This window comes from Paenibacillus sp. EZ-K15 (genome assembly GCF_002573715.1).
GTDB lineage: Bacteria > Bacillota > Bacilli > Paenibacillales > Paenibacillaceae > Paenibacillus_AQ.
In genome coordinates this window covers 383,051-408,682 of sequence record NZ_PDHM01000016.1, presented here as the reverse complement: position 1 = coordinate 408,682, position 25,632 = coordinate 383,051, and the positions used below count along the sequence as shown (strand labels likewise).

The window sequence follows — 25,632 nt, the reverse complement described above, 5'->3', positions numbered from 1 at the left end:
CCTTTTCTTATTGGATCAAACCGATGACCGAGAGCCAATCACTGAGCGGCTTGAATACGATCGTTAACAAAACCATAGGAGTTGGAATATCGTTCATGACCGTTTGGGCCACGCTAATTCCAATGCCAACGATCATGAATGCCGTAAACCCCCAGATTTCCCTTATTTCTTTTTCCCGGAGCATCCTCGGCAGCTCCAGCCAGGTTAAGATGGTGGCTGAAATTGCAATAATCGCGATATTCAGCATTTATTCGCCTCATTCCTTTAGATCATTTAGAAAAGAATCATTGGTTGTTCCGGTTCGCCGGATTTTGTAATCCACTTGAATATGGGGCTCGAGGTTCGGAAAATATCGGTCGTTCCACTCGTCCTTCATTTCTTTCCATGCCTTCGGATGCGAACGGCGAAAAGCTTCCCCGAAGCCGAATATGTCAACTTTATACTCCGTTTGCACTTTGTTGATAACAGACTCCAAGCCTTGGGTTATTTTTTCTTCCATTTCGGCTTCGAGCTCCCTCACTGTCGCAGGTTGCGACAGATCCAAGCCGCTGCACTCCACAGCGCCAATGTTTCCCTCCATACGAATCTTGATATCCATTTCTGGTCGGGATTGAACGATTCTTCCCTTCAACTTGGCATCGGTCCTTAGCGTCTCCAAGATAACCTTTCCGTCATTCCGGCAGGGAACAAAAGCTACAGAGCTTTTCACGTGCCCCCTTATGAGTCGATAACCTCTGCTATCCTTCTCGTTTAACCAGCCAATCAGTTTGTCAAATTTGAAAACGGCAAGCCCCGAATATTTCAGTTGGCTTGGTGTTTCAATATTTTCTACGTTTTTCTTCGTTTTTCCGAGATCCCGATTCCCTGTGATCACCAGTCCTGTGAGCACGGGGTGTATTCCGCTGCTGGTGATGTCGTTGATCATTTGATCCAGCGTTACGGCCATGCTGGGTGACCATACCTTTTCCGAGATTTGCAAGGAATCGTAGAGTTTATTCGCAGGGATCGTTTCCATAGACGTCATGATTTTCAAGGTTTCCTCCGCCGTTGCTCCTTTGGTAACAACCAGGTAGAAATCGGGTCTGAATTCGTGATCTCTAGACAATAGGTCAAGAACTTTGGCTACCCCTTCCCTTGCCATCGCCTCATCCATCAGAAACATCCGTAAATGGGAAAAATAAATTTTTCGCGGGCTAATCTGGGTGATCCTACGCGCCGCTTCAAATATGGTATCGCCTTCAGCCGTAAACAGTGTAGCAGGCGCTTGGGGACTTCCGCTCCTTTTGGCGGTGACCTGACCGGGGATGGCGACCTGTACCGATAAACGGTAGCGGCCGTCCACCCAGTCAACCCCAGCGGCTACCGCTATGGCCAGCTCGTTCAATTCTCTGCGATTCCAGCAACCGCTTAAAAGAAGAGTGATGACGATATGTAGAAGAATCAACGCCAATATCCGTTTCATCCAATGTTCACTCGCTTTCCCGCTGGTCTGCATTCATCTATTCCCGCGATTTTTGGGGAGGTGTGCTTGTTCTGCGCTTTTCGTTGTTCTGATTGATCAGTCGGGGACGGTTCATCAGCATCCAATGTGGCAGCCGCAATATCGTATCTTTTTGCCCTTCCGGAATTAACGGCGCGAAAGGCGACATATACGGGATTCCGAACGAGCGGAGGCTGCACAAATGCAGAATAAGAGCGATGATCCCGACAAGGATGCCGAACAGGCCAAAGGATCCGGCAAGCGCCATTAACGGAAACCGGAGCATCCGAAAAGCAATGGACATATTAAACGATGGAACGACAAAGCTGGAAATAGCCGTGATCGCAACCACGATGACCATGGCGGGCGAGATGATCCCCGCTTCAACGGCAGCTTGCCCAATCACCAATGTTCCTACGATGGAAATCGCCGACCCTATATTTTTGGGCAGCCGCACGCCTGCTTCCCGCAGAATCTCGAAGGTGACCTCCATGAGGACGGCCTCGACGAAGGCGGGAAACGGGATTTGCTCACGTTGTCCAGCCAGCCCGAACAGGAGCTGGGTCGGCAGCATTTCGTGATGAAAGGTGGTTATGGCTACATAGAGGGAAGGCCCAAGCAACGAAATGAATATGCTCAGGTAGCGCAGCACTCGCAGGAAGGAACTGATATCAGCGCGCTGGTAATAATCCTCCGCAGCATGCAAGAAAGAGACAAAAAGAGCCGGAACGATCAGAACAAACGGAGTCCCGTCCACGATAATAGCGATTTTGCCTTCAAGCAGCTCGGATGCAACCACATCTGGACGTTCGGTATTATAAATCGTGGGAAAAGGAGTCAGGGTCTTATCCTGCACCAATTCCTCGATATAACCGCTCTCCAAGATGCTGTCCACATCGATTCGTTCAAGCCGGGTGCGGACTTCCCCGACGATTTTCTCGTTTGCAATGCCATCGATGTACATCATGGCGACGTCTGTTTGCGTAATTCGGCCGATCTGCTTCGTTTCCATCCACAGATGAGGATCCTTGATCTTTCGACGAATCAAAGCCGTATTCGTTCGCAGCGACTCCGTAAAGGATTCGCGCGGACCGCGGACGACATTTTCCGCCGATGTTTCCATGACCCCGCGGTCCTTCCATCCCCGTGTGCCTGCCGCAATGCCTCGATCCAATCCATCTACCAGAAAAATGGTGTCTCCCGACAATAAAGAATGGAACAACTTTTTGTAATCGTGTATGGACTGGATCTCTTTATTTACGAAGGAGATTTCTTCTAATATCTTTTGCCCATCAAAGGGCTGCGAATGTTCAGTATCGTCCCTCACCTGGGATTTCGCAATATCGGCTACAACCATCATGATGGATTCCGAAATGATCTTTTGGTCGGCCAAGCCGTCCGTATAGAGGATAGCGATATAGTGTTTCTCCTCTTCATCCAACGGAATTTCCCTGATCACGATATCGGTACTGTTACCGAGTGCTGCTCTGATATGGTTTAGATTGCTTTTTATATCCGGGCTTAAAGCATCGGGATCTTTTGACGATGTGTTAGCCGGTAGGGTATCTTTGGTGTTGTTTTTGATGGAATGGCCGCTTCTTCTTCGATACCGCATGGGAACATCCTTCCTCTCACAGATGCTATTCCCACATTATTACCGAAGAAAACCAGCTGTAAACTAACAGACGAATATTAATGCGTACCTTGCAGGCCAAGGGAATTCTCGGTAGCGCCCACTCATACAGGAAGACGCAACTAACCGAAAAATTGATTGATTATTCAGAATTATGTTTCTTAGGCAAAAAAAAGATGACATCCAGAAAGTCGATGGACTGGATATCATCCTTTTCTTCGTCGCGCTATTTCATCATACGCTTCAGCTCTTTATACAACTTGTGATCAATATATTGAATCAGTTTCGTCAACCCATAGCAAATGATGACAATCATGACGGTGATAACAGTCATTAGAACACTTGCACGAACGGATAAAGTTCCTCTGAAGAATCCGATCATCATGAGTACGAAATACGTCAAGATGACAAGGCATGTGCTGATCCTGAAAAAACGTTTAATAACCATCACTCACCCTTCAGTTAGCGAAACGCTTGGATCCCAACCAGAATCGTTTTAAACATATAACAGGTTCGACAATCACCTAGATTATACCAGATAATGCTGAGGCCTATTTGGCTCATGAAAAAAAAGAAGATAAACCTGTGAAATCCGGGATTATCTTCTCATATGGATTATGGACTTCGAATAACTATGAGGAATAATTTTTGTTCTCAATCACGATTACGGACTCCGTACCGGACCTCGCGGCTGCGGTTTGTTTGGTATGTAGAACAAGTTCACGGATAATACCGCAGCATTGCTTCGCACCTGCGACTAATAATGGATCGCCGACAAAACCTAATTTTAATCCTCTGGACAAAAATCCCCCGATCGTCATGACCAATGGAACGGTAGGCGAAGTGTTGGAAAATACAATCGGTTCCGTGTTCTGATATTTGTCTTGAAGGATGAGGCTTAAATTTTTTAAAGCTCGAATGACTATCTTGGATGAGCCCCGTCCAATAGTGTACACCGGATTTCCATTCTCATCTAACCCGTGGAAAACGAGTTTGCCCATGTCGGACCTATTTAGTTTATTGAAATAGTCAACTGCCAGAATCTCTTCGGTTGTAAGCTGCCGATTCGTAGGTAATTTATTAAGATGATACGCTGCTGCCAGTGAGGTCGTATGCGTTCCACCGTAATCATTATAAATAAATATCATTTCATCTACCCGCCTTCATTATGTAATGAGCTTATTATTCCCCATTAATCTATATCCATTCCTCCCAATCACATATCCAGTTTTGCTAGATTCAGCATGTTCCGAAAATAAAAAAAAAGCCCTGATCATCAGGGCCTTTGCATTATGAATCATCATATGAATATAAACTTAGTCCAGGTAAACAGCTTTGCCGAGTTTGGCGGATTCGTATAGAGCTTCCAAAATTCGAGATACAACATAAGCTTGTTCCGGAGTAACGACAGGATCTTTATCCTGGTCGATAGCCTCGATCCATCTTCTCATCTCAACATCCGGAGCCTGCTCCTGCTTCCCGTCATAGAACGCCACTCCGCCGGAATTCAATTCGATTTCGTTGGTGTACAGACGACTGAACTTCTCGCCGTTGATGCGAAGACCGTTCTTCATATCGGCTCCGCCCTCCGAACCGCTCAGCGTACATTTAGCTTCATCGATATCCAGCGTATTGAGCGCCCAGCTGGATTCCAGCATAATGGTCGCGCCATTCTCCATCACAATCATGCCGAAAGCGGAATCTTCGACGGTGAATTTTTCCGGATCCCATGGTCCCCAAGCGTTTGCCGCGTTCTCCTTGCTGGACAACTCATGGTATGTGGTACCGAGAACAATCTTCGGTTTGTAATTATCCATCATCCAGAGGGTCAAATCGAGAGCATGCGTACCGATATCGATAAGCGGACCACCGCCTTGTTTTTCCTCATCCAAAAATACGCCCCAAGTCGGAACAGCTCTTCTTCGTACGGCATGAGCTTTGGCAAAATAAATATTTCCGAGTTCACCGGCTTCGCATACTTGTTTCAGGTAAAGACTGTCTTCGCGGAAGCGGTTATTATATCCGATTGTTAATTTCTTGCCGGTGCGTTTCGCGGTTTCCATCATCCGCTTGGCATCCGCAGCCGTTTTTGCCATCGGTTTCTCGCACATAACATGCTTACCTGCTTCAAGCGAAGCAATGGAAATCTCGGCATGTGAGTCATTAGGCGTCAGAACATGAATGATATCGATGCTTTGATCCTGCAGCAACTCTTTATAGTCGCCGTACACTTTAGCTTCCTCAATACCGTACTTGCTAGCCGCGGCTTCTGCCTTTTCTAGGACGATATCGCAGAATGCTACGAGCTCCACGTTGTTTAATCTGCTTAAGCTCGGCAGATGCTTCCCGTTTGCGATTCCGCCACAGCCGATAATTCCAATACGATACACTTTAGACATAGATCATCACCATCACTTTTCATTATTTTTTTATAACTTCAAATATAAAGTCCTGCCTATCCATAACGCCATAAAGAGCAGGCGGGCTTTTATGTATGTAATTCTGCCACAACATCTCTTGGGTCTCTGGATATGAACTTAGCTGCCATGACATCCACATATAAGGTATCACATCTTACTCATTTTTTTAGTCCAACTATGCGACAAATCATATATAAAATTGCGACATCCTCATGAGAATAACGTCATCAGGCAAATGGGTCTCTTGCTACTCCTTATCAGTAGTTTACATAATATAATTTATGAAAAAATTGAATTCTACCATGTAGCATTTGGGTGCTTGCGCATGGATTCAACCCTATGGGAATCAACCTGCAACCCCAAACTTCGAAGCGCCATAAGCACAGCGCCGGCGGCGGCCGATAATTGGGGGCTCCGGTATTCGTAATGTTTGTTTATGCCCGATTGCAAGCTGCTCATTAGTTTTGATTTCATGTAAGCGCAGTTTACGACACTCCCGATCCCGGTTACCGATACATGATCCGACTCAAAGAATGAACCTAGAATCTCAACGCCTACCATGATTTGCTTCATGGCTTCATCGCACACGCTCCGAGCTAATCGGCTTCCGACTTCAGCTGCAGTCGTGATAAGAGGAGCCATCTCCCCGAACTTCTTGTCTCGCTCTTGTCGATCTTTTATAAAACCCGAAGACGCCAACATTCGAAGTTGATCCCTATTTTCGACTCCCCAAAAGGATTGAATTTCGCGGACCAACGATTCATCGGATGGATGGATTTTCCCGGCCAACATTTGATACACAGCATCATAAGACAAAAATCTCGCAGCGCTGGCGGCATAATGATGGAAATCCACATTTCTGATAGGAATCTCTTGTTCGGTTATTCCCAGAATCATGGACCCCGTCCCCGACACAACAACGATTCCTGGATTGCCCATGAACGCACCTGCATGCGCGACAAGAGAATCGTTCACGTACCATTTCGGACAATCGAGTCCTTCAATAGCGGTTAAACGAGTTACCCACTCCATGTCTTGATCCGACTCGTAACCCGCTATTCCCGCATATAGACCCTTGACTTGATCTACGCCGCAGCTCGCCAGGGCAAGTGACGATCGTATGGTTTGCTGAACATTCTCGTGCGCATGGCTGTCTTTATGGATCGAGGAGGCTCCACCAACGGCATAGGAGAGAACATTTCCATTCAAATCGCTGACCATGACGCGCGTCTGCGACCCGCCTCCATCAATTCCAATCACGACTTCATGCTTCATATCCAAGACCTCCCGTGTTTTTAATTGCTAACTACTTACAAAGCCGGGGCTGAACCCCCATCAATATTAATAGAAGTTCCAGTTACATAGGAGGCAGCATCGGATGCCATAAATACGATAACTTTTGCCGCTTCTTCCGTGTTTCCAATACGTCCGAGCGGAATCCTGTGGCGCGTATCCTGTGCGTACTGTTCCCAAGTGAGTCCAGGTTCTTCCCGTTTCCATCGCTCTTCAAGCTGTGCGCTGCGGATCATTCCGATACATACGGTGTTAACTCTGATATGGTCAGATGCCAGATCGTGACTCATGGCCTTGGTCATGGCCTGCCCCGCCGCTCGACTGACGCTGCTGGGCATGGACGCAGCAGGCGGCGTCTTAGCCCAGGATGTGGTAACATTAATAATCGAACCTCCGCCGTACTCCCTCATATGAGGGACGGCTGCACGTGCAAATCGAATCGCGCCAAACAACTTGAGATCCAGATCCGATGCCCATTGTTCGTCACCGATCTGCTCAAATGGCTTCGCAGCGGCGGTACCGGCATTGTTCACCAGAATATCAAGCTGTCCATAATGCTGCACGGTATCGTTTACCGCTTGTATGCAATCCTCGGGTTTCGTGACATCCGCTGCTATGGTTAGCACTTCGAAATCCGCTGCTTGCCGGATATGGTCTGCCGCAGTCTTTAACTGCTCCTCGTCCCGTGCACAAATAGCAACCTTGGCACCTTCGAGCGCAAACGTCACCGCGGTTTCAAGGCCTATGCCCCTGCTCCCTCCGGTAATCAACACGACCTTTCCTGTCAGTCCCAAGTCCATGTTCTATCGGCCCCTTTACCATGTTTTATCAGACAATTACTACTAAAATAGCTTCAACATCGAGGATGAGTTTTCCTCTTTCCTGCCAGGACATCAAAAAAGCCGCGATAAATTCGCGGCTTAATGATCAATTCTATGGGTCTCCAAAATCATGATTGGATTCTCTTCTTGCAAAATCAACGAACTGAAACTTATCCAATCGATGCCTCGATTCCGTATATTGGAAGAGTGTGGTATCTTCCAAATGAACGTAACCCCGGACTACGACAACATGGGAATCGTTTCCAAGATCCATATAGGACTGGTCCATCGTTGTAGCTCGTTCAACGGAAATTATTTTTTTCGAGTAGCTAATTTTCAGATGAAGTTCTTGCTCCAGGTATTGATAGATCGAATCCCCGGTAATATCTCTCGTTAGACCCGTTACGATGTCGGCAAGCAAATAATCGATATCGAGAATGATGCGCTCCCCTTCGATTTCCCTGGCACGGATCACCCTCCATACAAGTCGGTCCGGTCGAATTTGAAGTTCCTTTGCTATACGCTCTCCGGCCGGAACACATTCCGTCTCATATACAAGCGTTCGGCTCTTTCGACCTAACCGTTCCGCAAGCTCTTTATAACTGACGAGCCCCGTTACCGGGAAGTTCATTCTTCCTGTATCCAGCACAAATGAACCTTTGCCTTTTATCTTGTGAATATAACCGTTTTGAGCCAGCAAATTGAGTCCCTTACGTACCGTTTCCCTTGTGATTTGATAGGTGGCCGCAAGCTCGTTTTCCGAGGGCAGCTTGCTGCCGGGTTGGAGAGCGCCGGTTTCAATTTGGTCGGCATAATCTTTGTATAGCGTCCAATAAATGTTGTTCGTCATCCCTTTATCACCATCAGCTATTGTACCATTTTCCAGCAACCATTACATGTTACATAAGAACCTGTCAAATTCCATTACCAAGAGTCACTTGAAGCACTCGCGTTTCACCTGGCAACGCTTCGCCTTCATACTCCGTAACCTTCTGAACCTGATCTTGGCCGTCTGGAATAATGATCGGCGTAATGACGGGTAAACCGGCTTCCTGAATCCGATTCATATCGAATTCAAGCAGCAGCTGCCCTTTGCTTATGTCGGCACCTGTTTCCACATGAGTCGTGAACCCCTCTCCTTTTAAGGAAACAGTGTTGATTCCGACGTGAATCAGGATCTGAACCCCGTTCGTATCCGTCAAAATAATCGCATGTTTACTCTTCTTGATCAGATGCGCGACTTGACCGTCAAACGGAGCGTACACTTTCCCTTCCGACGGGATAATGGCAACGCCTTGACCCATCTGATTTTCGGCGAAAGCAGGGTCGGGTACCTCAGACAAGGAAACCACCTTCCCTTTGATTGGTGCCATGATATCTACAGCGGCTTTTTGGGCAGCTTCCGTAATTGGACTATTCTCTGTTTCCGATGACTCGAATGACTCAGATTGACGACTGTCGTTCGATTCCGTCATTACTGCTTGATCACTTGCAACGTTGCCGGCAGCCTTCTCTTTCGCTGTATGTCGATGCTGCTTGGACAACTGGTAACGCCCGAACAACAATGTCCCCGTGAACGGAATGACCAACACAATTGCCATGCCAATGAAGAAGACGCCCCACTGGTTAGGGAATATGGACAGAAATCCCGGAATGCCCCCCACGCCGATCGACGAAGCCAGAACGTTGTTCACGGCCAGCAGCACGCCGGCAATCCCGGATCCAATCATACCGAAGATAAACGGATACTTATGACGAATGTTGACCCCGAAGATGGCTGGCTCCGTTACCCCCAAGAAGGCAGAGATGGAAGATGTAACGGCAAGTCCTTTTGCCTTCTGCTCCTTCATGATAAACATCATGGCCAGCGCTGCGGCACCTTGCGCAATATTAGATAACGCCAGCATCGGCCACAAGAACGTTCCGCCTTCACTGCCGATGAGCTGAATGTCCACCGCAAGGAACGTATGATGCATCCCCGTAATGACAAGGAGTGCATACAGTCCGCCGTAGATCAGGCCACCCAAGGCTGCAAAGGAATCAAAAATGCTGACAAGACCTGAAGTGAGGACGTTACCGAAGGCAAACGTGATCGGCCCCACCAGAATGAATGCAAGGAACCCGGTCACGAGCAGAGCTACTGGCGCCACGACAAGCAGCTTAATGGAATCGTGCACCCGTTTGTTCAGAAACTTCTCGATTTTGGCCAAAATATAAGCGGAGACGAGAACAGGCAGCACCTGGCCTTGATAACCGATTTTCGCCAACTCAAAGCCGAACAGATTCCAGACGGGAACCGTGCCTTCCAGCTTGGCATCCGCATATTGATAAGCGCTAAGCAGATCCGGATTTACCAGGATCAGGCCTAGTACAATCCCAAGCAGCGGGTTGCCACCAAACTGTCTTACTGCCGACCATCCGATCAGGACGGGGAGGAACGTAAAGGCGGTGCTTGCAATCAGATTTATAATGGAGGCTACGTCTGCCCACTCGGGATGGACCTGAATCAACGATTGTCCTTCATAGAAAATACCCGGTCCCGTAAGCAAATTGTTAATGCCAAGCAGCAAACCTGCCATGACAATCGCCGGCAGGATTGGAATAAAAATGTCCGCAAGCGTCTTGATTGCTCGCTGCAGTGGATTTTGCTTCTTGCTCGCAATGTTCTTCACTTCATCCTTCGATACTCTCGCTCCGCCGGTGATGTCCATCATTTCATTGTAAACCTGGTCGACAAGACCCGGTCCGATTACGACCTGAAACTGTCCCTGGGACGAGAATTGCCCTTTCACCAAATCGTTCTCATCTAGGGCTTTGGAATCCACCTTGTTGTCGTCCACAAGGGCAAATCTTAAACGGGTTACGCAATGCGTAGCGGCTTCGATATTGTCTTTTCCACCGACTGCCTCGACAATGCGCTCCACGTGTTTGCGATCAATGGCCATAGCTATACGCTCCTGACATTATGAATTTAGTTGTTATGAATAAGCCACATATAGGATGCATACGGTCGAAGTGCAACCGTTGGAGTAAGCTCGGGTTCTTCCGTTGTGTTGCCGATTAGCAGCTGAGCCGTTCGAATTTCTGTCAGATTCACTATCATCTTCTCAGGAAGTTCGAACGATACGTCGCGATCACTGAAATTGGAAATCACAACAAGCGTCTGCTCCTTGTTCTTTCTGGCATACGCATAGATTTCGGGATGGCCTTCATCCAGGCGAACATATTCACCGTCCGTAATCACCGGAATGTTCTTTCGCATTTCAATAAGCTTCCGATAATGATGATAGATCGAATGCGGATCTTCCACTTCGGATTGCGCATTGATCAGCGGATACCGCTCATCGATCTTGATCCAAGGCGTCCCCGTCGTAAAGCCGGCTAGATCGCTGTCATTCCACAGCATAGGTAATCTGGAGTTATCTCGCGAGCGTACCTTGACGATGTGGGCAGCCCCCTCCGGCGTTTTACCCTGTTCCTGGAGAATGGCATACATGTTTAAGGATTCAATGTCCCGAAACTCGGATATATCATTCCAGTTCGGATCAGGCATCCCAATCTCTTCGCCTTGATATACATATGGCGTGCCTTGCAATCCGTGCAGCGTCGTAGCCAGCATCTTTGCACTTTCCGTGCGGAATTCACCATCATTGGTGAACCGGGTCAGCGCGCGCGGCTGATCATGGTTGTTCCAGAACAGGGCATTCCAGCCGCCCCCCTTCTGCATGCCGATTTGCCAATCGGAGAGCACTCTTTTCAACTCCTCGAAATCATAAAGCTTGAGCTCCCATTTTTGCCCGTTGGGATAGTCTACCTTCAAATGGTGGAAGTTGAACGTCATGGAGAATTCGTTCTCCTGCGGGTTCGAGTAACGAACGCAATGCTCCAGGGTGGTGGAGGACATCTCACCCACCGTGACGAGATTGTAAGGCTTAAACACTTTTTCGTTCAATTCCTTAATGTATTCGTGCACTCTTGGTCCGTCCGTATAAAACCTGCGTCCATCTCCGGGTGCTACCGAACCGTCATCATTCGGATACGAGGGATCTTTCGATATGAGATTGATGACATCCATCCGGAATCCGCTTACGCCCTTGTCTGCCCAAAAGGTGAGGATATCCACGACTTCCGCACGGACCTTCGCATTTTCCCAATTCAGGTCTGCCTGCGTTTTGTCAAAAAGAGTCAAGTAATACTGCCCGCTCCCTTCGTCATATTGCCATGCCGGTCCTCCAAACTTGGATTGCCAGTTGTTGGGCGGACCGCCATCTTCCGCGGGATCCCGCCAGATGTAATAGTCTCGATACGGGTTATTGCGAGAAGATACCGCTTCTTTAAACCATCGATGCTCGGTCGAAGAATGATTCACGACAATGTCGATCATCAGATGCATGCCTCTTTTTTTCAACTCAGCCACAAGCTCGTCGAAATCGTCCATCGTCCCATATACAGGATCAATGCTGCAATAATCCGCAACGTCGTAACCGTTATCATTTTGCGGAGAAACATACACCGGCTGAAGCCACACAATGTCGATGCCTAGTCCCTTTATATAATCCAGCTTCTCCATGAGCCCTCGTATATCGCCCGTGCCTTTGCCGGTCGTGTCGTTGAAGCTCTTCGGATATACTTGATAAACCGTCGAAGTTCTCCACCAATCTTGAGACTGGGTTTTTGGGTTCAACATGAAACTTCGTCCTCCTCGCCATCTTGTATATACAGGTTGCGTATAGAAAAATCATAACATGTATATACAGGTTGTCAACCGTTTAACAATTAATACCCACTCCGTGGACGTTTTGATACAAAAATCGCAATATACACCATAATAAAAAGGACGAACCCTTAAGCTCATCCTTTTTATATGGTGTATTCATTTTCCATTCTTGAATGTATATTATTTCACGGTCAGAACCGCCGTTGTTTCGCCTGCCCATTCGCCAACCGGTTGGATTGTATATGCCGTTCCTGGTTTCAGTTTAGCCTCCTGCGCAAGATCGAACACGCCCACGGCACCTTTGCGGCTTGAATATTTATAAGTTGCTATCTGCTTGCCGCCTTCTGCATCAACCAATTCGATGCTTCGACCGGAGAACAGCTCATCACCAGGGTCCGCGGATAATGTAATGGCAACGGAACTGTCACTGATCGCCTCGGCTCCGATGATATCCAGCGGTTCGAAACTTCCCGCAACGAAAGAAGGTTTCGCAATCTGTGCCCAATCCGAGGTAACGGTATAGGTAACGCCCGGCGTCAGTGTCTGGCCTTCAGGTAAACGGAATTTCGGCTCTTGTTTGCCATCCGTCGACTGGGTGAAGGGTACGTATTTTGCCACGATAGGTTGTCCGCCTGCAGGCGTAATCGTCACTTCTCTGGCTTGACCAGAGGATATGATCTGATAGACTTTTCCATCGGCGCTGTTGTTCTCATCCAATACGAATGCATTGGCTCCGCGGCCTCCGCTATAAGCGGAAATAACATAACCATAGTCAACGACACCATTCTCTTTAAGTGCCTCCAACTCAAACGTATCCTGAGCGACTTGCCTAGCCTCTGTCATGTCCAACTTCGTGCTATTACCTGTAAATGTGCCTGCTCTTTTCCCTTTATAGGTAAGCGTATAGGATGTACCCGGTTTTTGAACGGAGGTTGGGACGATGTAAGTGGAAATTGAGCCCGTCTTCAAACGCGGCATGTTAGTAAGTTCAAGCCCGTTGTTAAATTTAAAATCTTCTTTGGCTTTTGCAAACGCCTCATTGTCTGCCGTCAAAGGAGCATCGAAGGTAACGATCAAGGTGATGGCATTCAGTGCGCGGACACTTGTGATTTTGGCTTTTTCTGACGGAATTGCCTCATGGGCAATGCTTATTAAGTAGGCAGCTTGACCACGTGTGGTATGGCCTTCCTCAGAATAAAAACGCTTCGCCCATTCATCCACGGAATTCACATCTCGTTTCAGAGCCTTAGATACCATTTGTACCAGGTCGGCATGGGTAACGATTCCCCGAGGATCAAAACGTCCCTCCGGTGCCTGCATAATATCTTGTGCTACCAACTCAGCTGCGTACCGTTCATACCACGTGTTTGAATTCACATCCGTGAAACTTGGCTTTGTATCTCCTTTGCCTTCAAGTCCAAACGCAAGCACAAGCATTTTTGCCAACTCTGCCCGCGTAATGGGACTGGTTATCCCCATCGTGCCATCCTGGTAACCCTGCATCACGCGAAGCTGGGACAGCACTTGAGTGGCTTGCTCTATATCCTGGTCAGCGAGCGGGGCTCCCGCAGCCTCGGTCTGCAGTACATGAAACGGAAGCGAAGCCGTTCCCAGGGCAGCCGCCACCATCATGGCCGCCAGTTTATTAGAACATGTTTTCATTTGTATACCCTCCCTAAATCGTTGAAATATGAACGTTGATCGTCATATCTCCATGATAGAAGAGAGTCCTAAAATCCCAAGAAAGCTGGGATTAAGCGTTTCGAAAACTTTTATTAACAAATTATAAATTGTTTAGACCGAAAAGCGATAGCCAGCCCCCCATACCGTTTCAATATACTGCGGATTGGATGGATCCAGCTCCATCTTTTCGCGCAGCTTGCGGACATGGACGGTTACGGTTGCAATATCCCCGCTGGAATCCATGCCCCAAATCCGTTCAAACAGTTCCGTTTTGTTAAACACCCGGTTTGGATGAGTTGCCAGAAATTCAAGCAAGTTAAACTCCCGGGTCGTAAACGTGACTTCCTGATTTCGTACGAACACCCTTCGCGCCGATTTGTCGATGACCAAGCCGCGAATATGAATTTCTGAGCTAGGACTTGGGCTTTGCTTGCCCATAAGCCTCACATATCTCATCAGATGGGCCTTGGCTCTTGCGACTAATTCGCTCGGGCTGAACGGCTTGGTAATGTAATCGTCGGCACCGAGATTAAAGGCACGGATTTTATCGATCTCCTCATTTTTAGCAGAAACGATCAGAATCGGTACCTCCTTGTTTTTCCTGATATGGCTGCATAATTCATAGCCATTCATTCCGGGAAGCTGCAGGTCGATAATGATAAGATTGTAGTCCTCGTTAAGGGCAAGTTTCAGGCCCTCATTGCCTGTATGGCATAGATCTACCAGAAAACCGTTCAACTCAAAATAATCCCGCTCCAACTGAGCGATCGTTGTCTCGTCTTCAATGATGAGAATGCGTGTGGTCATGGATTACAATGCCTCCTTCGTCGCTCGTTTGAGGGTAAAGTACAGGCTGGTGCCGACGCCGGGCTCGCTTTCCGCCCAGATCGTACCCCCGTGTCCCTCGATGATCTGGCTGGCAATGGCAAGCCCCAGGCCGCTGCCGCCCGTTGAAGAATTGCGGGATGGCTCCGCACGATAAAACCTTTCGAATATATAAGGGATCGCTTCCGGCTCGATGCCCATCCCATTATCCCGTATTTCAACCGTTACCCATTCCGGAGAAAGCTGAGTGGAGACACATATGGTTTTGTCCTGCTTGTCCATGAATTTTTGGGCATTTCCGATGATATTGAGCACCGTTCGCTTTAATTTTTCCAGATCGGCAACGACCTCGACAGACTGACCGATACGTTCCTTCCACTCCAGCCGTATTCCCTTTTCCTGCAAAACATAGCGCTGCTCATCGATGCAATCGTCTATAAAACCGATGATATCGACATGCTCAAACATGAACGGAACCTGCTTTAAATCTAGCTTGGAATACAGAAACAACTCATCCACAAGTTTATCCAGATCGGTGGTTTTGGTATAGATAATGTTCACGTATTTATCCATTTTCTCCGGCGTATCCGCAACGCCGTCACGTATACCTTCGATATACCCTTTAATATTCGTTATGGGCGTGCGCAAATCATGAGAGATGTTGGAGATCAGTTCTTTCCGATTCTCTTCGTCCTGAAGCCGGAGTTGAATCGATTCATGCAGACGCTTCCGCATATTCTCAAACGTCTCGTTCAACTGGCCGATTTCGTCCTTGGAATGCAAATCCAGAGAAAACTGGAGATTTCCCTCCTTGATGTGTTCCGCCGATTTTCGAAGCAAATCAAGCGGTTTGACCACGCTACGTGTGATCCAGCGATATAACAATACATTTGCAACCACAACGATACCAACGAGACTCAAGACAAGAATGGGTAGAAGCTTGCGCGTGACTTCACCGAAAGGACTTCGCTCTCGAATCACATACACACTGCCTCTAGCACCATCCGAATACCGGAAATCATATTTGGCATAAGCATAAAACCGTTCACCGATGTTAAGGGTATTACGAATCTGATGGTTGTTCAGGTCATATGGAGGCAGATTCGCTTCCAATTCAGGCTGGTTCATCGTATTGGACTCAAACACCTGGTCGTTATCCCTCCGGACATACAGACCGGCTCGTACGGTTCTCAGCTTAAAATCATATTCCGATAGCAGCTCTTTGTTCTGCAGCTCATCCGGTTCGTTCTTGGCAAGATATTTTAATTCGAGGAATATAGACTCCTCTTCTTCCGTGAGCGGGTTAATCTGATAGTGCACTTTATAAAAATCCCGAATACCGTGAATATCGCCTGTGGCCGCAATGGTGAACAAACTCGCAGTCAACACAAAGACCAGCAAGCTAATGACCAGCATACCGGTATAGGACAGCAGCAATTTAATCCGAATGGACATAAAATTCGCCTAAAACGAACCGGAAACGATGTTCCCCTGAAACATCGTCGCCATGCGTTTGGATCTTCTCGCAACGGCTTCAGCGGAACAAGAAGCTTCAACAAATACGATGCTGGCGACGTCTCCGACCTGCGGCCATACCTGCTCCCCATCATGATTAAGCGGTGTAGTGCCGCCCGTAATATATTGGAACGTTTGCGCTAAAGCACGTTCATCCACCCATCTCGATATTTCCGCTAGTCGGCCGGCGTGCTCCAGCACATCCCCATTTCCGAAGGGCGACCACACATCAAAAATGTTGTCGCATCCGACGGCCACTTCTACACCGCGCTCGTGCAGCAAACCAACCGGCGGAAAGTTGCGGCCAAGGGGCACACTCGTAATAATGGCGACCCCCGCATCAGCGAGCAAGTCCCCCATCTCTTGCGCTTGGGACGGCGGAATATCACCCAATCCGAAGGCATGGCTAATCGCCACCTTGCCTTGCAGTCCCGCTTCAATGGTTAACTGAGCTAATCGCTTCATGGTGAAGATCCCCAGATGATGGGCATCGTGCAGATGCAGGTCGATGCCCGCATTGGCTTCGACTGCGAGCCCCACCATTTCCTGCAAAGAAGCTTCAATATTGCCATCCACCGTAGCCGGGTCAACTCCGCCGACCAAACCTGCACCGCTGCGAAGTGCTTGTCTCACTAACTCCGTTGATTTGGAGCGTAGCAAACCATGCTGTGGAAAAGCAACGATCTCATAAGATAACTTTCCTTCAAATGCGCGTAATGCTTGTTGAACCGCTTCTAAATTGTCTAATCCCGCTTCCGGATAGATATCCACATGCGTACGCACATGCGTCACGCCGGACTCCAGGTAAATATCAAGCAGCCGCTCGGCACGGTCTTGCGTCAAAGTATCCAGCGAAGGAAGCGTCGCTTTCTCGATCGCCAAACGTTCGAAAATACTGGAAACCGGCGTAACGGAGCGCCATCGGTCACCAAGCAGCGTTTTATCCAAATGGCAGTGCTTCTCGATAAAGGATGGAAGAAGCAATAAGCCCTTCACGTCGTGCTGCGGCCATTGGTCTGTTAGGGTTGTATTCGAAGCTACGATCTTCGCGATTTTTCCATCTTCTATGAATATGTGGCGAATCTCCGTCTTTGTTCCCGTAATTACGCCATCTTGAACTTCATAACCGCTCTCTAACCGGGCATTTATTAACCAAAATGCTGAACTCATATCCATCATTCCTCTCTCCACTTACTAGATATACGAACATGCTATCACAGGAGAAATGATATGGATAATATCAAAAAAATAGGATTTACTTATGTTTTACATATACATAAAAAAATAAAAGCCACCCGATAGGATGACTCTTCTAATGAACTCATTGGCAATAGACATGATGTTAGAGCTTTATGGCCCTTGTCGCAATGAAACTGTTCGCATAACGATCCAACAATTTCTGGCCTCCGAACGAATCCTCGTATAACCCGGCAATCAAAAAACCGGATTGGATTTGACCTTGAATTTGCTGCTCCAGCGTATGTCCGAATTCCAAAGCGACCCCGCTTCTCACGATCTCATCTTCCGACGCATAATCCAGTTCCGAATATGGAAGGGTGTGCTTCACCTGAAGCGTACCACGCTCTTCCAGTTCCCAGTCGAATAAATAAAAGAACGGGTTCATAAAGCCGCTAATCATAACGCCACCAGGCTTCAGCACGCGGTATGTCTCCTGCCAGACCGGTTGAATATCAGGCACATAAAGGTTAGATACCGGATGAACGATCAAATCAAAGCTCTCCGAATCAAACATGCTTAAATCCGTCATCGAACCGAGAACCGTCCGAATGGACAATCCATCCCGCTTAGCAACAAAGCGATCCTGGTCCAATTGAGATTCGGAAAAATCCAACACGGTTACATTCGCTCCCGCAGCGGCCAAAATGGGTCCCTGCTGCCCTCCCCCAGAAGCTAGGCAGAGCACATTCTTTCCGCTTAGTTCAGGAAACCATTCTTTGGGCACAGGCTTGGTTGAGGTGACAATAATAGACCAATCGCCCATCCTGGCATTCTGGATTTCTTCGCTGCTTACAGGAACAGTCCACTGATTTTGCTGTTTTACTTTAAGCTCCCAGTTGTCTTGGTTATGCTTGATAATCTCCATATGTAAATCTCCTATTAATCATTGGATTTATTCTTTATTCATGGACCTTTGGTCCAGCCAGGCCTGAAACTGCTCCGGTGTCCTTATGTTTTCTTCCAGAACCGCCGTATAAATATCGAAACTTCGCACAGTCTTGCCATATTCATCACGGCTCGCCCAATCATTTTTGATTTGCAAAATAGCTTCCCGGCGTTCCTGAGTCAGCTGTTCAGGCATCGTGACGATATGTTTCAAGTCGGGTTGTCTCTCCGGTTCATCCACGAACCAAATGTCCATTTCCCACTCCTTCCCTCGCTGAGACTTATACTTCAGGCCTATGTATAATCCATCGGGATAAGCGGGATCCGTATTATAAACACCGGTGTCATTTATGAACTTCAACTCACGTACACCAGCATGTAGCATGAGTTCTGATGCGATATGTGCAGTTAATTGTTGATTCAGCCGAGAGCATTTCACCGTCATATCCAGGTCTCTCCATACCATCAATCCGAGGGCTGAACTACCAACACGCACTGGTTCGCCTGCTTGACTTAACAACTCGTAAAGTCGAAGTTCATCAGCTACCTCAGAAGCTTCATCCTGAAGAGCTTTTTGTTGCAGTAGAAGTTTGCTTTCCGCCATTTGGTTTCACCTCTAATCCTTATGTTATATATCTCATATCGTATCACCCGATCAGCGTGCATACCAAGGGATTGAATGCTTATAATTAACTTTCACGGATACCGTTAAATCCGTCATCGAATTATACGGAATAAAATATGCGTTCACCCGACAAATAAGGCTTACAGTAATCGGCGCACAGCTTCGGCATTCTTTCACGCATCCATGCATGCACGGATTCATTCTCCATTTGAAAGACATAGTATCCGATAATGGCCAGCAGCATGAAACCTTCTAACAGAACAAGCTTATCTTGTCCCGTATGTTCATTGCCATAATACCCTCTCAGGAATAAATTCCGAAGCTCCGAAGGAACCATCATGGCACCCATTGCAACATCCGTGTAATTATACCCTGGTCCGAAAAAACCAAAATCGATAAAACACAGTTCTCCATCCGAGGTCATGATGATATTCCCCAAGCTTAAATCACCATGGATAAGCCCCCAGGCTTCTTCGTTCACACGATCCGCAAGCAGCGAGTTAACCAACGATATCGTGTCTTCAATAACGGAAACATCGGAGGAAGTGAACAACTCTTTCGCTAACCCTTGCTTTATAACCTCGATCATATATTGATTGTAGCCAATCCCCTGACTCGGACGCTTATCCAGGCCCTCCGGCATGTACTGACCATAGAATCGGTGCAGCTCTGAAACACGAGCCCCTAGCTTCTCGACCATGATCGGGTCGCTTACATCATCCTTATGCAAGTCTCTTCCTTCCAGCCAGGTAAGCACGGAGCTATTCCAACGCTTCCCCTCGTGTTCGATGATTGTAATCAGCTTGCCTTCCCGATTCCGCAGCGGCCTTTGGACAAGCAGATGATCCCAGCCTGACAAGTGCTCCAGCATTTGCAGTTCACCCAGCAAACCGTCATAGGTATGCTGCTGACCTGCCATGCCGTCTTTTACCGGTTGATGAATGCGCAGCAGATATGTACTTCCGTGATGGTCTTCCACCTTATAGGTTCGATTTTCATTATGCCGAATAAACGTAATCTCGGATTCCCGGATGCCGTATTCGTTCAAAATTTCTTGCAGCTGTTCATTTCGCATATGAAACTTCTCCTTCTATTTATAAAATGAACCGCATCATCCTTCAAGGAATGTACGGTCAAAATACGCCTTGAAATCAGGATATAGAAATACCAATGACTTTTTAAGCTCAGACCGATCCGTTTGTTCTTCATCCAGGTCAAATAATATTTCATGTTCGATCTCATAGATGGCTCCGCGGCCCTCGCCAGCGTCTTCATTTACATCGATGCACCAGATCTTGCCGTATTCGGAATCCCATGTGAAAGGAAGATATCCCAGCCGGCACAACAAGGGATTGTACATGTTCCTGACGTTATCCAGCGGCTCGTCCACTGCTTGTTCAGGTATGACGTCAAAGTAATGGTGGTACGTGGCGATAAATGCTTTATACCACTCGGGAAAAGTCAATCCATACTCTTCTTCCATCGCCCTAATATGATCTTCACTTACAAAGGAAGGAACTAACTTCCATATGGACCACTCCTCACCGGTATCGACGGCCTTCATCTCTGCGGAAACGTCCGGGCGCATCCACCTGCAGAACCCATCCTCCGTAACTTGACTATATTTGGCGTAATAGGTTTCAAACCCTTGTTTGATATAATCGCGTATTTCCATCTAAAAAGTCTCCTTATGTAGAAATTTGTACCTATTTTTATATCACTATAATCTATTTTTGGGTTATTATCAGATTCGATCTATTCTATTTTGTTTACAATTCAGAAACAAGTCAGAGATTCTACCGATATAACTCTCTTATATACTGAGAGATAGCTAACGAGGAGGGACTTCAAATGCACAAAAAAATCGTCAAATCCATCATTCCCACGGTCATCATCGGTTCCGTTGTCACAAGCCTAGCCTTATCCAGTTTTCTAAGCAGCACCGGCATTGGCAAGGCGGAAGCTGCCGCGGCAGCTTCTTCCAGCTTATCATTTACGAAGTTTTTGGAAAACAACGCTCCTAACCGAACTTTAAAAACGGTTCGTGGTTTAAATACGGTCACCAATCTATCAAGCACCGTTGTACTTGTCAACAAGCATAGAAATCTACCATCGAGTTATGTTCCGCAAGACTTGGTTGTACCCCATATTCCGTTCAGCTTCTCGGGACCTAGTCCTAAAAAACAGATGAAAAAAGTAGCGGCATCAGCGCTGGAAAAATTGTTTGCGGCAGCCAAGAAAGACGGGATCGATCTCAAAGCCGTATCGGGCTACCGGTCCTATACCACCCAAAAAGCCATATTCGAACGCAACGCCCGTAATAAGGGCGAGGCCGTCGCTAACAAAACAAGCGCACGTCCTGGACAAAGCGAGCATCAGACCGGGCTGAGCATGGATATATCCAGTGCTTCCGTAGGGTATGCGTTGGAGCAAAGCTTCGGAAATACCAAAGAAGGCAAATGGCTGAAAGCCAATGCACCGAAATACGGATTTATCATTCGTTACGGAAAAGGCAAGGAGAAATTAACCGGCTATTCGTATGAGCCCTGGCATGTACGTTACGTGGGCGTCTATATTGCGGGAGAAATCACGAGACAAAACCTCACGCTTGAGCAGTATCTGGGTCAATCCCATTAATCGAAAAATCAAGAAACGGACCATAACAGGTCCGTTTTTTTTGTCTGTCGTCACTTCCTGACTTAAACTTCTGAGGTACATCCGCATATTTTTCATCGTTTCCGACGGACAATGTACTCCGTGTGGACTAAGCACGTACATTAACAGCAGTAGACAGGTTCGTTAGCTTATGATTTTCGCAAATGGGGTGAACAACGTGCCTATTAAATCGGGAAAGCAGTATATCGAACGGATTGACCGACGGAATATTAACATTTGGTATAAAGGAGAGCCTATCAAGGGACCTTTATCCGAACACCCTGCATTCCAAGGTCTTATTCAAACCCAAGCCGATCTTTACGATATGCAGTGTGAAGCAAGTTATATCGAACAGATGACTCACCCCTCACCCGATACGGGAGAACGGGTAGGTTTGTCTTTTCTCCCCCCCAAGAACGCGGAGGATTTGCAGAAACGCAGAATGATGATGGAGTTGTGGGCGAACAGGCATCATGGCTTTTTAGGGCGTTCTCCCGATTATATGAACACCGCGATCATGTCCTTATATACTGCTGCCAATATTCTGGAGGAACATCATCCGAGATATGCCGAAAATCTCAGGAACTATTATAAGTACTGTCGTGATCATGATATTACATTATCTCACGCCTTCATCCAGCCCTATGCATGTAAAATGTCCGGTCAGCAAGATGCAGCTGAAGACACTATCGCGGCTAAAGTCGTAGAGATTAATGATGAAGGAATGATCATAAGCGGAGCCTTCATGATGGCAACACAAGGAGCTACTTGCGAAGAAATGCTGGTATTCCCTACACCGTCGCCAACGATGTCCCAGGATGTAAATCCTTCTGCGTTTGCATTTGCGGTTCCCAACGATTTACCGGGGATGACATTTATATGCCGTGAAAGCTACGGTGCCACTTCTTCCTATGATTATCCCCTCAGCGCAAGATACGAAGAGATGGATACACTCGTCATCTTCGACTGCGTGCTTGTCCCCCATGACCGGATCTTTTACTATGGGGACGAGACTTACGCCGGGCGTTTATTCGGCGAGAGTCACTTTCATACGCATATCGCCCACCAAATGGTCACCCGTTTCATCGTTAAAACCGAATTCATGCTCGGCTTGCTGGAATCCTTGGCAGATGAACAGAACGTTGGACTCGACCCCCAAATGGTCTCGAATGTTTCGAAAATGATTACATTTCTGGAGACCTTTAAGGCATTAAGATTGGCTTCCGAGCAGGGCGCCAGCCAGGATAAATTCGGATATTTCGTTCCTGCCGCCAGTCCTCTTATCGCATCCAGCATCCTCTTCCCCAAATTCTATCCCGAGATGGTAGAGATGATTCAGCTGCTAGGCTCCAGCGGCCTGATCATGATCCCTTCCGAATTGGATTTTCTTTCGGAATCAGGCCCCTATCTTAATCGATATTTAAAAGGGTCCACCACGGAAGCTTGGGATCGTATCGCATTGTTCAGGCTTGCTTGGGAGCTTGGTGCAAGCTCGTTCGGTGGTCGGCAAACCCAGTTTGAACGATTCTTCTTCGGAAATGCGCAGACGGTAGCCTATCGGATGTATAACCATTTTGAGCAGCATGAGCAGCTTCGTAACAGGATTCACGATTTTATTAATAGAAACAATACCTCTTCATAACTTGACCGGCGGATGATCGTGCATATATAAAAAAGATGCGAGTTATAAACTCACATCTTTCCATTTTGTTTTTCATGATGGGCACAATTAGCTCACGAATGAGAATTCAGTCTCAATCTGAACCGATACTTCATATCGTCTTCGAACCACATCATAAAGTTCGTACCCCATACGTTATTGTGCAGATTGAAATGGAATCCACCGGTCAATGAAGCATAGGAGTTGTCGAATTGCAGCAAACGCGGTTCCCCCGGGCACACAAGCGGCGCGTCCAAGGTTTCAATGACCACCGTTCCGTCCGCCCCCTCATAATATAGGCCGGAATCGACACCATGCATGTTCCGGTTACCGTCCTTCACGACGAATAACGGAGATATACGCTGTCCCAGCTTATCCATCATCCATGCGTTGGGATTATCCACAAGGGGCGCAAACGAGAACCAGCTTGCTTCCGGAAGACGGCAGGCTGGTTTGCCCTTCCAGCTTAGACTTACCTCTATGACGGGCTCATTCGCAAGGAAGGTATAGATTACGTTCAATCGGCGCGGAGCCCCATACTGCTTACTGAGAATCTCCGGCAGCTTCATTTCCACTGTTACGATATCATAATCGGCGCACCTCTCCAGGTGCATCGTCCGCAAGGATGCCGTATACCGCCGATGTTCCGGCCGCGGTTTGACATATTCGATTCCCGGCTTGCCGAAATCGTTGTCCGCCCAGCCGTGATGAATATCCAGATTGGTCACGTATTCTTTAAAGAAGCGATCATAGTTTTCTTTGCTGAAGGTTTCATACCTATAAGTGCCAAGTCTCTGATATTCATCCGCCCATGCCTTCCCGGATCGATCCATTAATCGGTTTATCGAGCCATCGTCAGCGAAACTTACCTGAAACTGCCCTAATTCGTAAAGCTCGTTCATATCGATCGGCTGCTTGCACTGCACCGGCTCCGAGTCTGGGACGGTTTGATGCCGACTCATCCGATCCAGCTCTATTCGCGCTTCAGCTGCCAACCCCTTCGGCAGCGATTGAATTGCCTCCTCAAGATAATCCCGTTGTTCCTGCCAAGAGCTCTCGTAATGGCTGTACGACCTGGTATCATTCGCCTGCTGGCACAGGTAATCGTATTTTCTCCGTTTATTGTCTTCAACGATATCCCGTGCTCTTGCAGCGGCTAAATCCGTGGAGGAATAATGAACAAAATCGACGAGATAGACGGAATTGTTCAGCCCCCAGGTATGCTCGGGGATCAACATCAGACGGTTGCAAAATCGATCGTACGCATTACTGTTCTTGTCCAATTGACCGGATTCGATCCAGCGATCCCGAAGCCTTAGCAATTCACGGTAGCGGGCGATTTTCCAAGGATCCGAGGCAATACCGTGTATCCACGAATCCCCGATTTCTTCGCTCACAAGAGGCAATCGGTCCTTTACGGTTTGAAGCCGCCGGGCAAATGCATCAAGTGTCGAGGCCATGATTTCCGCCCCTGGATAATCCCGCTCCAATTGTTCAAACAATGTACGGATCTCCTCCATCGTGGATGGACCATGGTTATCATGCGTATGGGCAAAATACAAAGCGTCCTCCAGCCCTTCCATATGAAACGGTTTGCCGTAACTATCCGCATAATGAACGATGATCTCTGAGCCATCGGAAGCCCGCCATACAAACATCTCCGGCACCTTGGGATTTTTGGATACCATATTAACGCCTAAATGCAAATATTGAATGCCGTGTTTAACCAGCAAGGGGACCATTGCAAGGGTATGACCCGGAACATCCGTCATTTTAGCGGCAATCGTGGTTTTTCCGTACTTCCGGTCCAAGTTGTTCGAAAGGGAAAGTCCGAATTGGAATAAATCGGCATCCATGATTTCCGTGTGCGTCGTAAACGGCAGTCCGTGCCAAACGATGCGTCCTTCCCCAATGGCTTTTTCCATGCGCGCCCGCATGTCAGGAGCAGCGGCTCCCAAAAACTCATGAATTAACCATGAGCCGGTCGTCCATACGAATTTTACGTTCCCCTCTTCGCTAGCCAGCTGTTCGGACAGTTCCAAAGCCTGGGGTATGAAATGCTCCATATAACGATCGATTACGTTCTTTCCCAAATCGGTAAACCCGATGTCCAGATGGGTCTTGAATACGACATGAACTCTTTTGATTGATGTTGCCATGCTTGAATGCTCCTTTCAACCA

General features: G+C 47.6%; 22 protein-coding genes. 2 read left to right on the top strand and 20 right to left on the bottom strand.

What is annotated here, in order from left to right; genetic code table 11:
* Positions 1-7 precede the first annotated feature (7 nt).
* From CRG97_RS14445 to CRG97_RS14355, 19 genes are all read right to left on the bottom strand, one after another.
* Complete coding sequence (locus CRG97_RS14445; protein WP_098744035.1) at positions 8-247, bottom strand: hypothetical protein; 240 nt, start codon at positions 245-247, stop codon at positions 8-10.
* 9 nt (positions 248-256) lie between these two features.
* Positions 257-1,495, bottom strand: a complete 1,239-nt coding sequence (locus tag CRG97_RS14440; protein ID WP_343225193.1) for a Ger(x)C family spore germination protein — start codon at positions 1,493-1,495, stop codon at positions 257-259.
* Between the two features lie 4 nt (positions 1,496-1,499).
* Positions 1,500-3,095 carry a spore germination protein gene (locus tag CRG97_RS14435; RefSeq protein WP_098744032.1) on the bottom strand — a complete coding sequence of 532 codons (1,596 nt, stop codon included), beginning with the start codon at positions 3,093-3,095 and terminating at the stop codon, positions 1,500-1,502.
* Positions 3,096-3,339: 244 nt separating this feature from the next.
* Complete coding sequence (locus tag CRG97_RS14430; RefSeq protein ID WP_237566395.1) at positions 3,340-3,561, bottom strand: hypothetical protein; 222 nt, start codon at positions 3,559-3,561, stop codon at positions 3,340-3,342.
* 184 nt (positions 3,562-3,745) lie between these two features.
* On the bottom strand, positions 3,746-4,261 hold the full coding sequence (locus tag CRG97_RS14425; RefSeq protein ID WP_098744029.1) for a DUF3189 family protein: 516 nt from the start codon (positions 4,259-4,261) through the stop codon (positions 3,746-3,748).
* Positions 4,262-4,429: 168 nt separating this feature from the next.
* Positions 4,430-5,512 carry a Gfo/Idh/MocA family protein gene (locus tag CRG97_RS14420; RefSeq protein ID WP_098744026.1) on the bottom strand — a complete coding sequence of 361 codons (1,083 nt, stop codon included), beginning with the start codon at positions 5,510-5,512 and terminating at the stop codon, positions 4,430-4,432.
* Between the two features lie 318 nt (positions 5,513-5,830).
* Complete coding sequence (locus CRG97_RS14415; protein ID WP_098744023.1) at positions 5,831-6,808, bottom strand: N-acetylglucosamine kinase; 978 nt, start codon at positions 6,806-6,808, stop codon at positions 5,831-5,833.
* Positions 6,809-6,843: 35 nt separating this feature from the next.
* Positions 6,844-7,626: an SDR family NAD(P)-dependent oxidoreductase gene (locus tag CRG97_RS14410; protein WP_098744021.1), complete on the bottom strand. Its 783-nt coding sequence runs from the start codon at positions 7,624-7,626 to the stop codon at positions 6,844-6,846.
* Between the two features lie 133 nt (positions 7,627-7,759).
* Positions 7,760-8,497, bottom strand: coding sequence for a trehalose operon repressor (gene treR, locus CRG97_RS14405; protein WP_098744018.1), 738 nt, complete (start codon positions 8,495-8,497; stop codon positions 7,760-7,762).
* A gap of 64 nt (positions 8,498-8,561) precedes the next feature.
* The gene (gene treP, locus CRG97_RS14400; protein WP_098744015.1) at positions 8,562-10,592 is read right to left on the bottom strand and encodes a PTS system trehalose-specific EIIBC component; all 2,031 of its coding nucleotides are present in this window, start codon (positions 10,590-10,592) and stop codon (positions 8,562-8,564) included.
* A gap of 26 nt (positions 10,593-10,618) precedes the next feature.
* Positions 10,619-12,334, bottom strand: coding sequence for an alpha,alpha-phosphotrehalase (gene treC / locus CRG97_RS14395; protein WP_098744012.1), 1,716 nt, complete (start codon positions 12,332-12,334; stop codon positions 10,619-10,621).
* Positions 12,335-12,544: 210 nt separating this feature from the next.
* Positions 12,545-14,026, bottom strand: a complete 1,482-nt coding sequence (locus CRG97_RS14390; protein WP_098744010.1) for an S-layer homology domain-containing protein — start codon at positions 14,024-14,026, stop codon at positions 12,545-12,547.
* Between the two features lie 132 nt (positions 14,027-14,158).
* Positions 14,159-14,854, bottom strand: a complete 696-nt coding sequence (locus CRG97_RS14385) for a response regulator transcription factor (RefSeq protein WP_098744007.1) — start codon at positions 14,852-14,854, stop codon at positions 14,159-14,161.
* 3 nt (positions 14,855-14,857) lie between these two features.
* Positions 14,858-16,327 (bottom strand): sensor histidine kinase, encoded by a 1,470-nt coding sequence (locus CRG97_RS14380; protein WP_098744004.1) that lies wholly within the window; start codon positions 16,325-16,327, stop codon positions 14,858-14,860.
* 9 nt (positions 16,328-16,336) lie between these two features.
* Positions 16,337-17,557: an amidohydrolase gene (locus tag CRG97_RS14375; RefSeq protein WP_098745109.1), complete on the bottom strand. Its 1,221-nt coding sequence runs from the start codon at positions 17,555-17,557 to the stop codon at positions 16,337-16,339.
* Between the two features lie 172 nt (positions 17,558-17,729).
* Complete coding sequence (locus CRG97_RS14370) at positions 17,730-18,491, bottom strand: class I SAM-dependent methyltransferase (RefSeq protein ID WP_098744001.1); 762 nt, start codon at positions 18,489-18,491, stop codon at positions 17,730-17,732.
* A gap of 27 nt (positions 18,492-18,518) precedes the next feature.
* The gene (locus CRG97_RS14365; protein ID WP_098743998.1) at positions 18,519-19,115 is read right to left on the bottom strand and encodes a hypothetical protein; all 597 of its coding nucleotides are present in this window, start codon (positions 19,113-19,115) and stop codon (positions 18,519-18,521) included.
* 121 nt (positions 19,116-19,236) lie between these two features.
* Positions 19,237-20,211: a phosphotransferase enzyme family protein gene (locus CRG97_RS14360; protein ID WP_098743995.1), complete on the bottom strand. Its 975-nt coding sequence runs from the start codon at positions 20,209-20,211 to the stop codon at positions 19,237-19,239.
* Positions 20,212-20,247: 36 nt separating this feature from the next.
* Positions 20,248-20,811, bottom strand: a complete 564-nt coding sequence (locus CRG97_RS14355; protein ID WP_098743992.1) for an SMI1/KNR4 family protein — start codon at positions 20,809-20,811, stop codon at positions 20,248-20,250.
* 176 nt (positions 20,812-20,987) lie between these two features.
* Between CRG97_RS14355 and CRG97_RS14350 the strand changes: the two genes are divergently transcribed.
* Both CRG97_RS14350 and CRG97_RS14345 read left to right on the top strand, forming a co-directional pair.
* Positions 20,988-21,773 (top strand): M15 family metallopeptidase, encoded by a 786-nt coding sequence (locus tag CRG97_RS14350; RefSeq protein ID WP_098743989.1) that lies wholly within the window; start codon positions 20,988-20,990, stop codon positions 21,771-21,773.
* A gap of 196 nt (positions 21,774-21,969) precedes the next feature.
* Positions 21,970-23,433: a 4-hydroxyphenylacetate 3-hydroxylase family protein gene (locus CRG97_RS14345; protein ID WP_098745107.1), complete on the top strand. Its 1,464-nt coding sequence runs from the start codon at positions 21,970-21,972 to the stop codon at positions 23,431-23,433.
* Between the two features lie 92 nt (positions 23,434-23,525).
* Here the strand turns inward: CRG97_RS14345 and CRG97_RS14340 are convergent, their stop codons facing one another.
* Entirely contained in the window at positions 23,526-25,610 is a 2,085-nt protein-coding gene (locus CRG97_RS14340) for a DUF5054 domain-containing protein (protein ID WP_098743986.1), read from the bottom strand.
* Positions 25,611-25,632 lie beyond the last annotated feature (22 nt).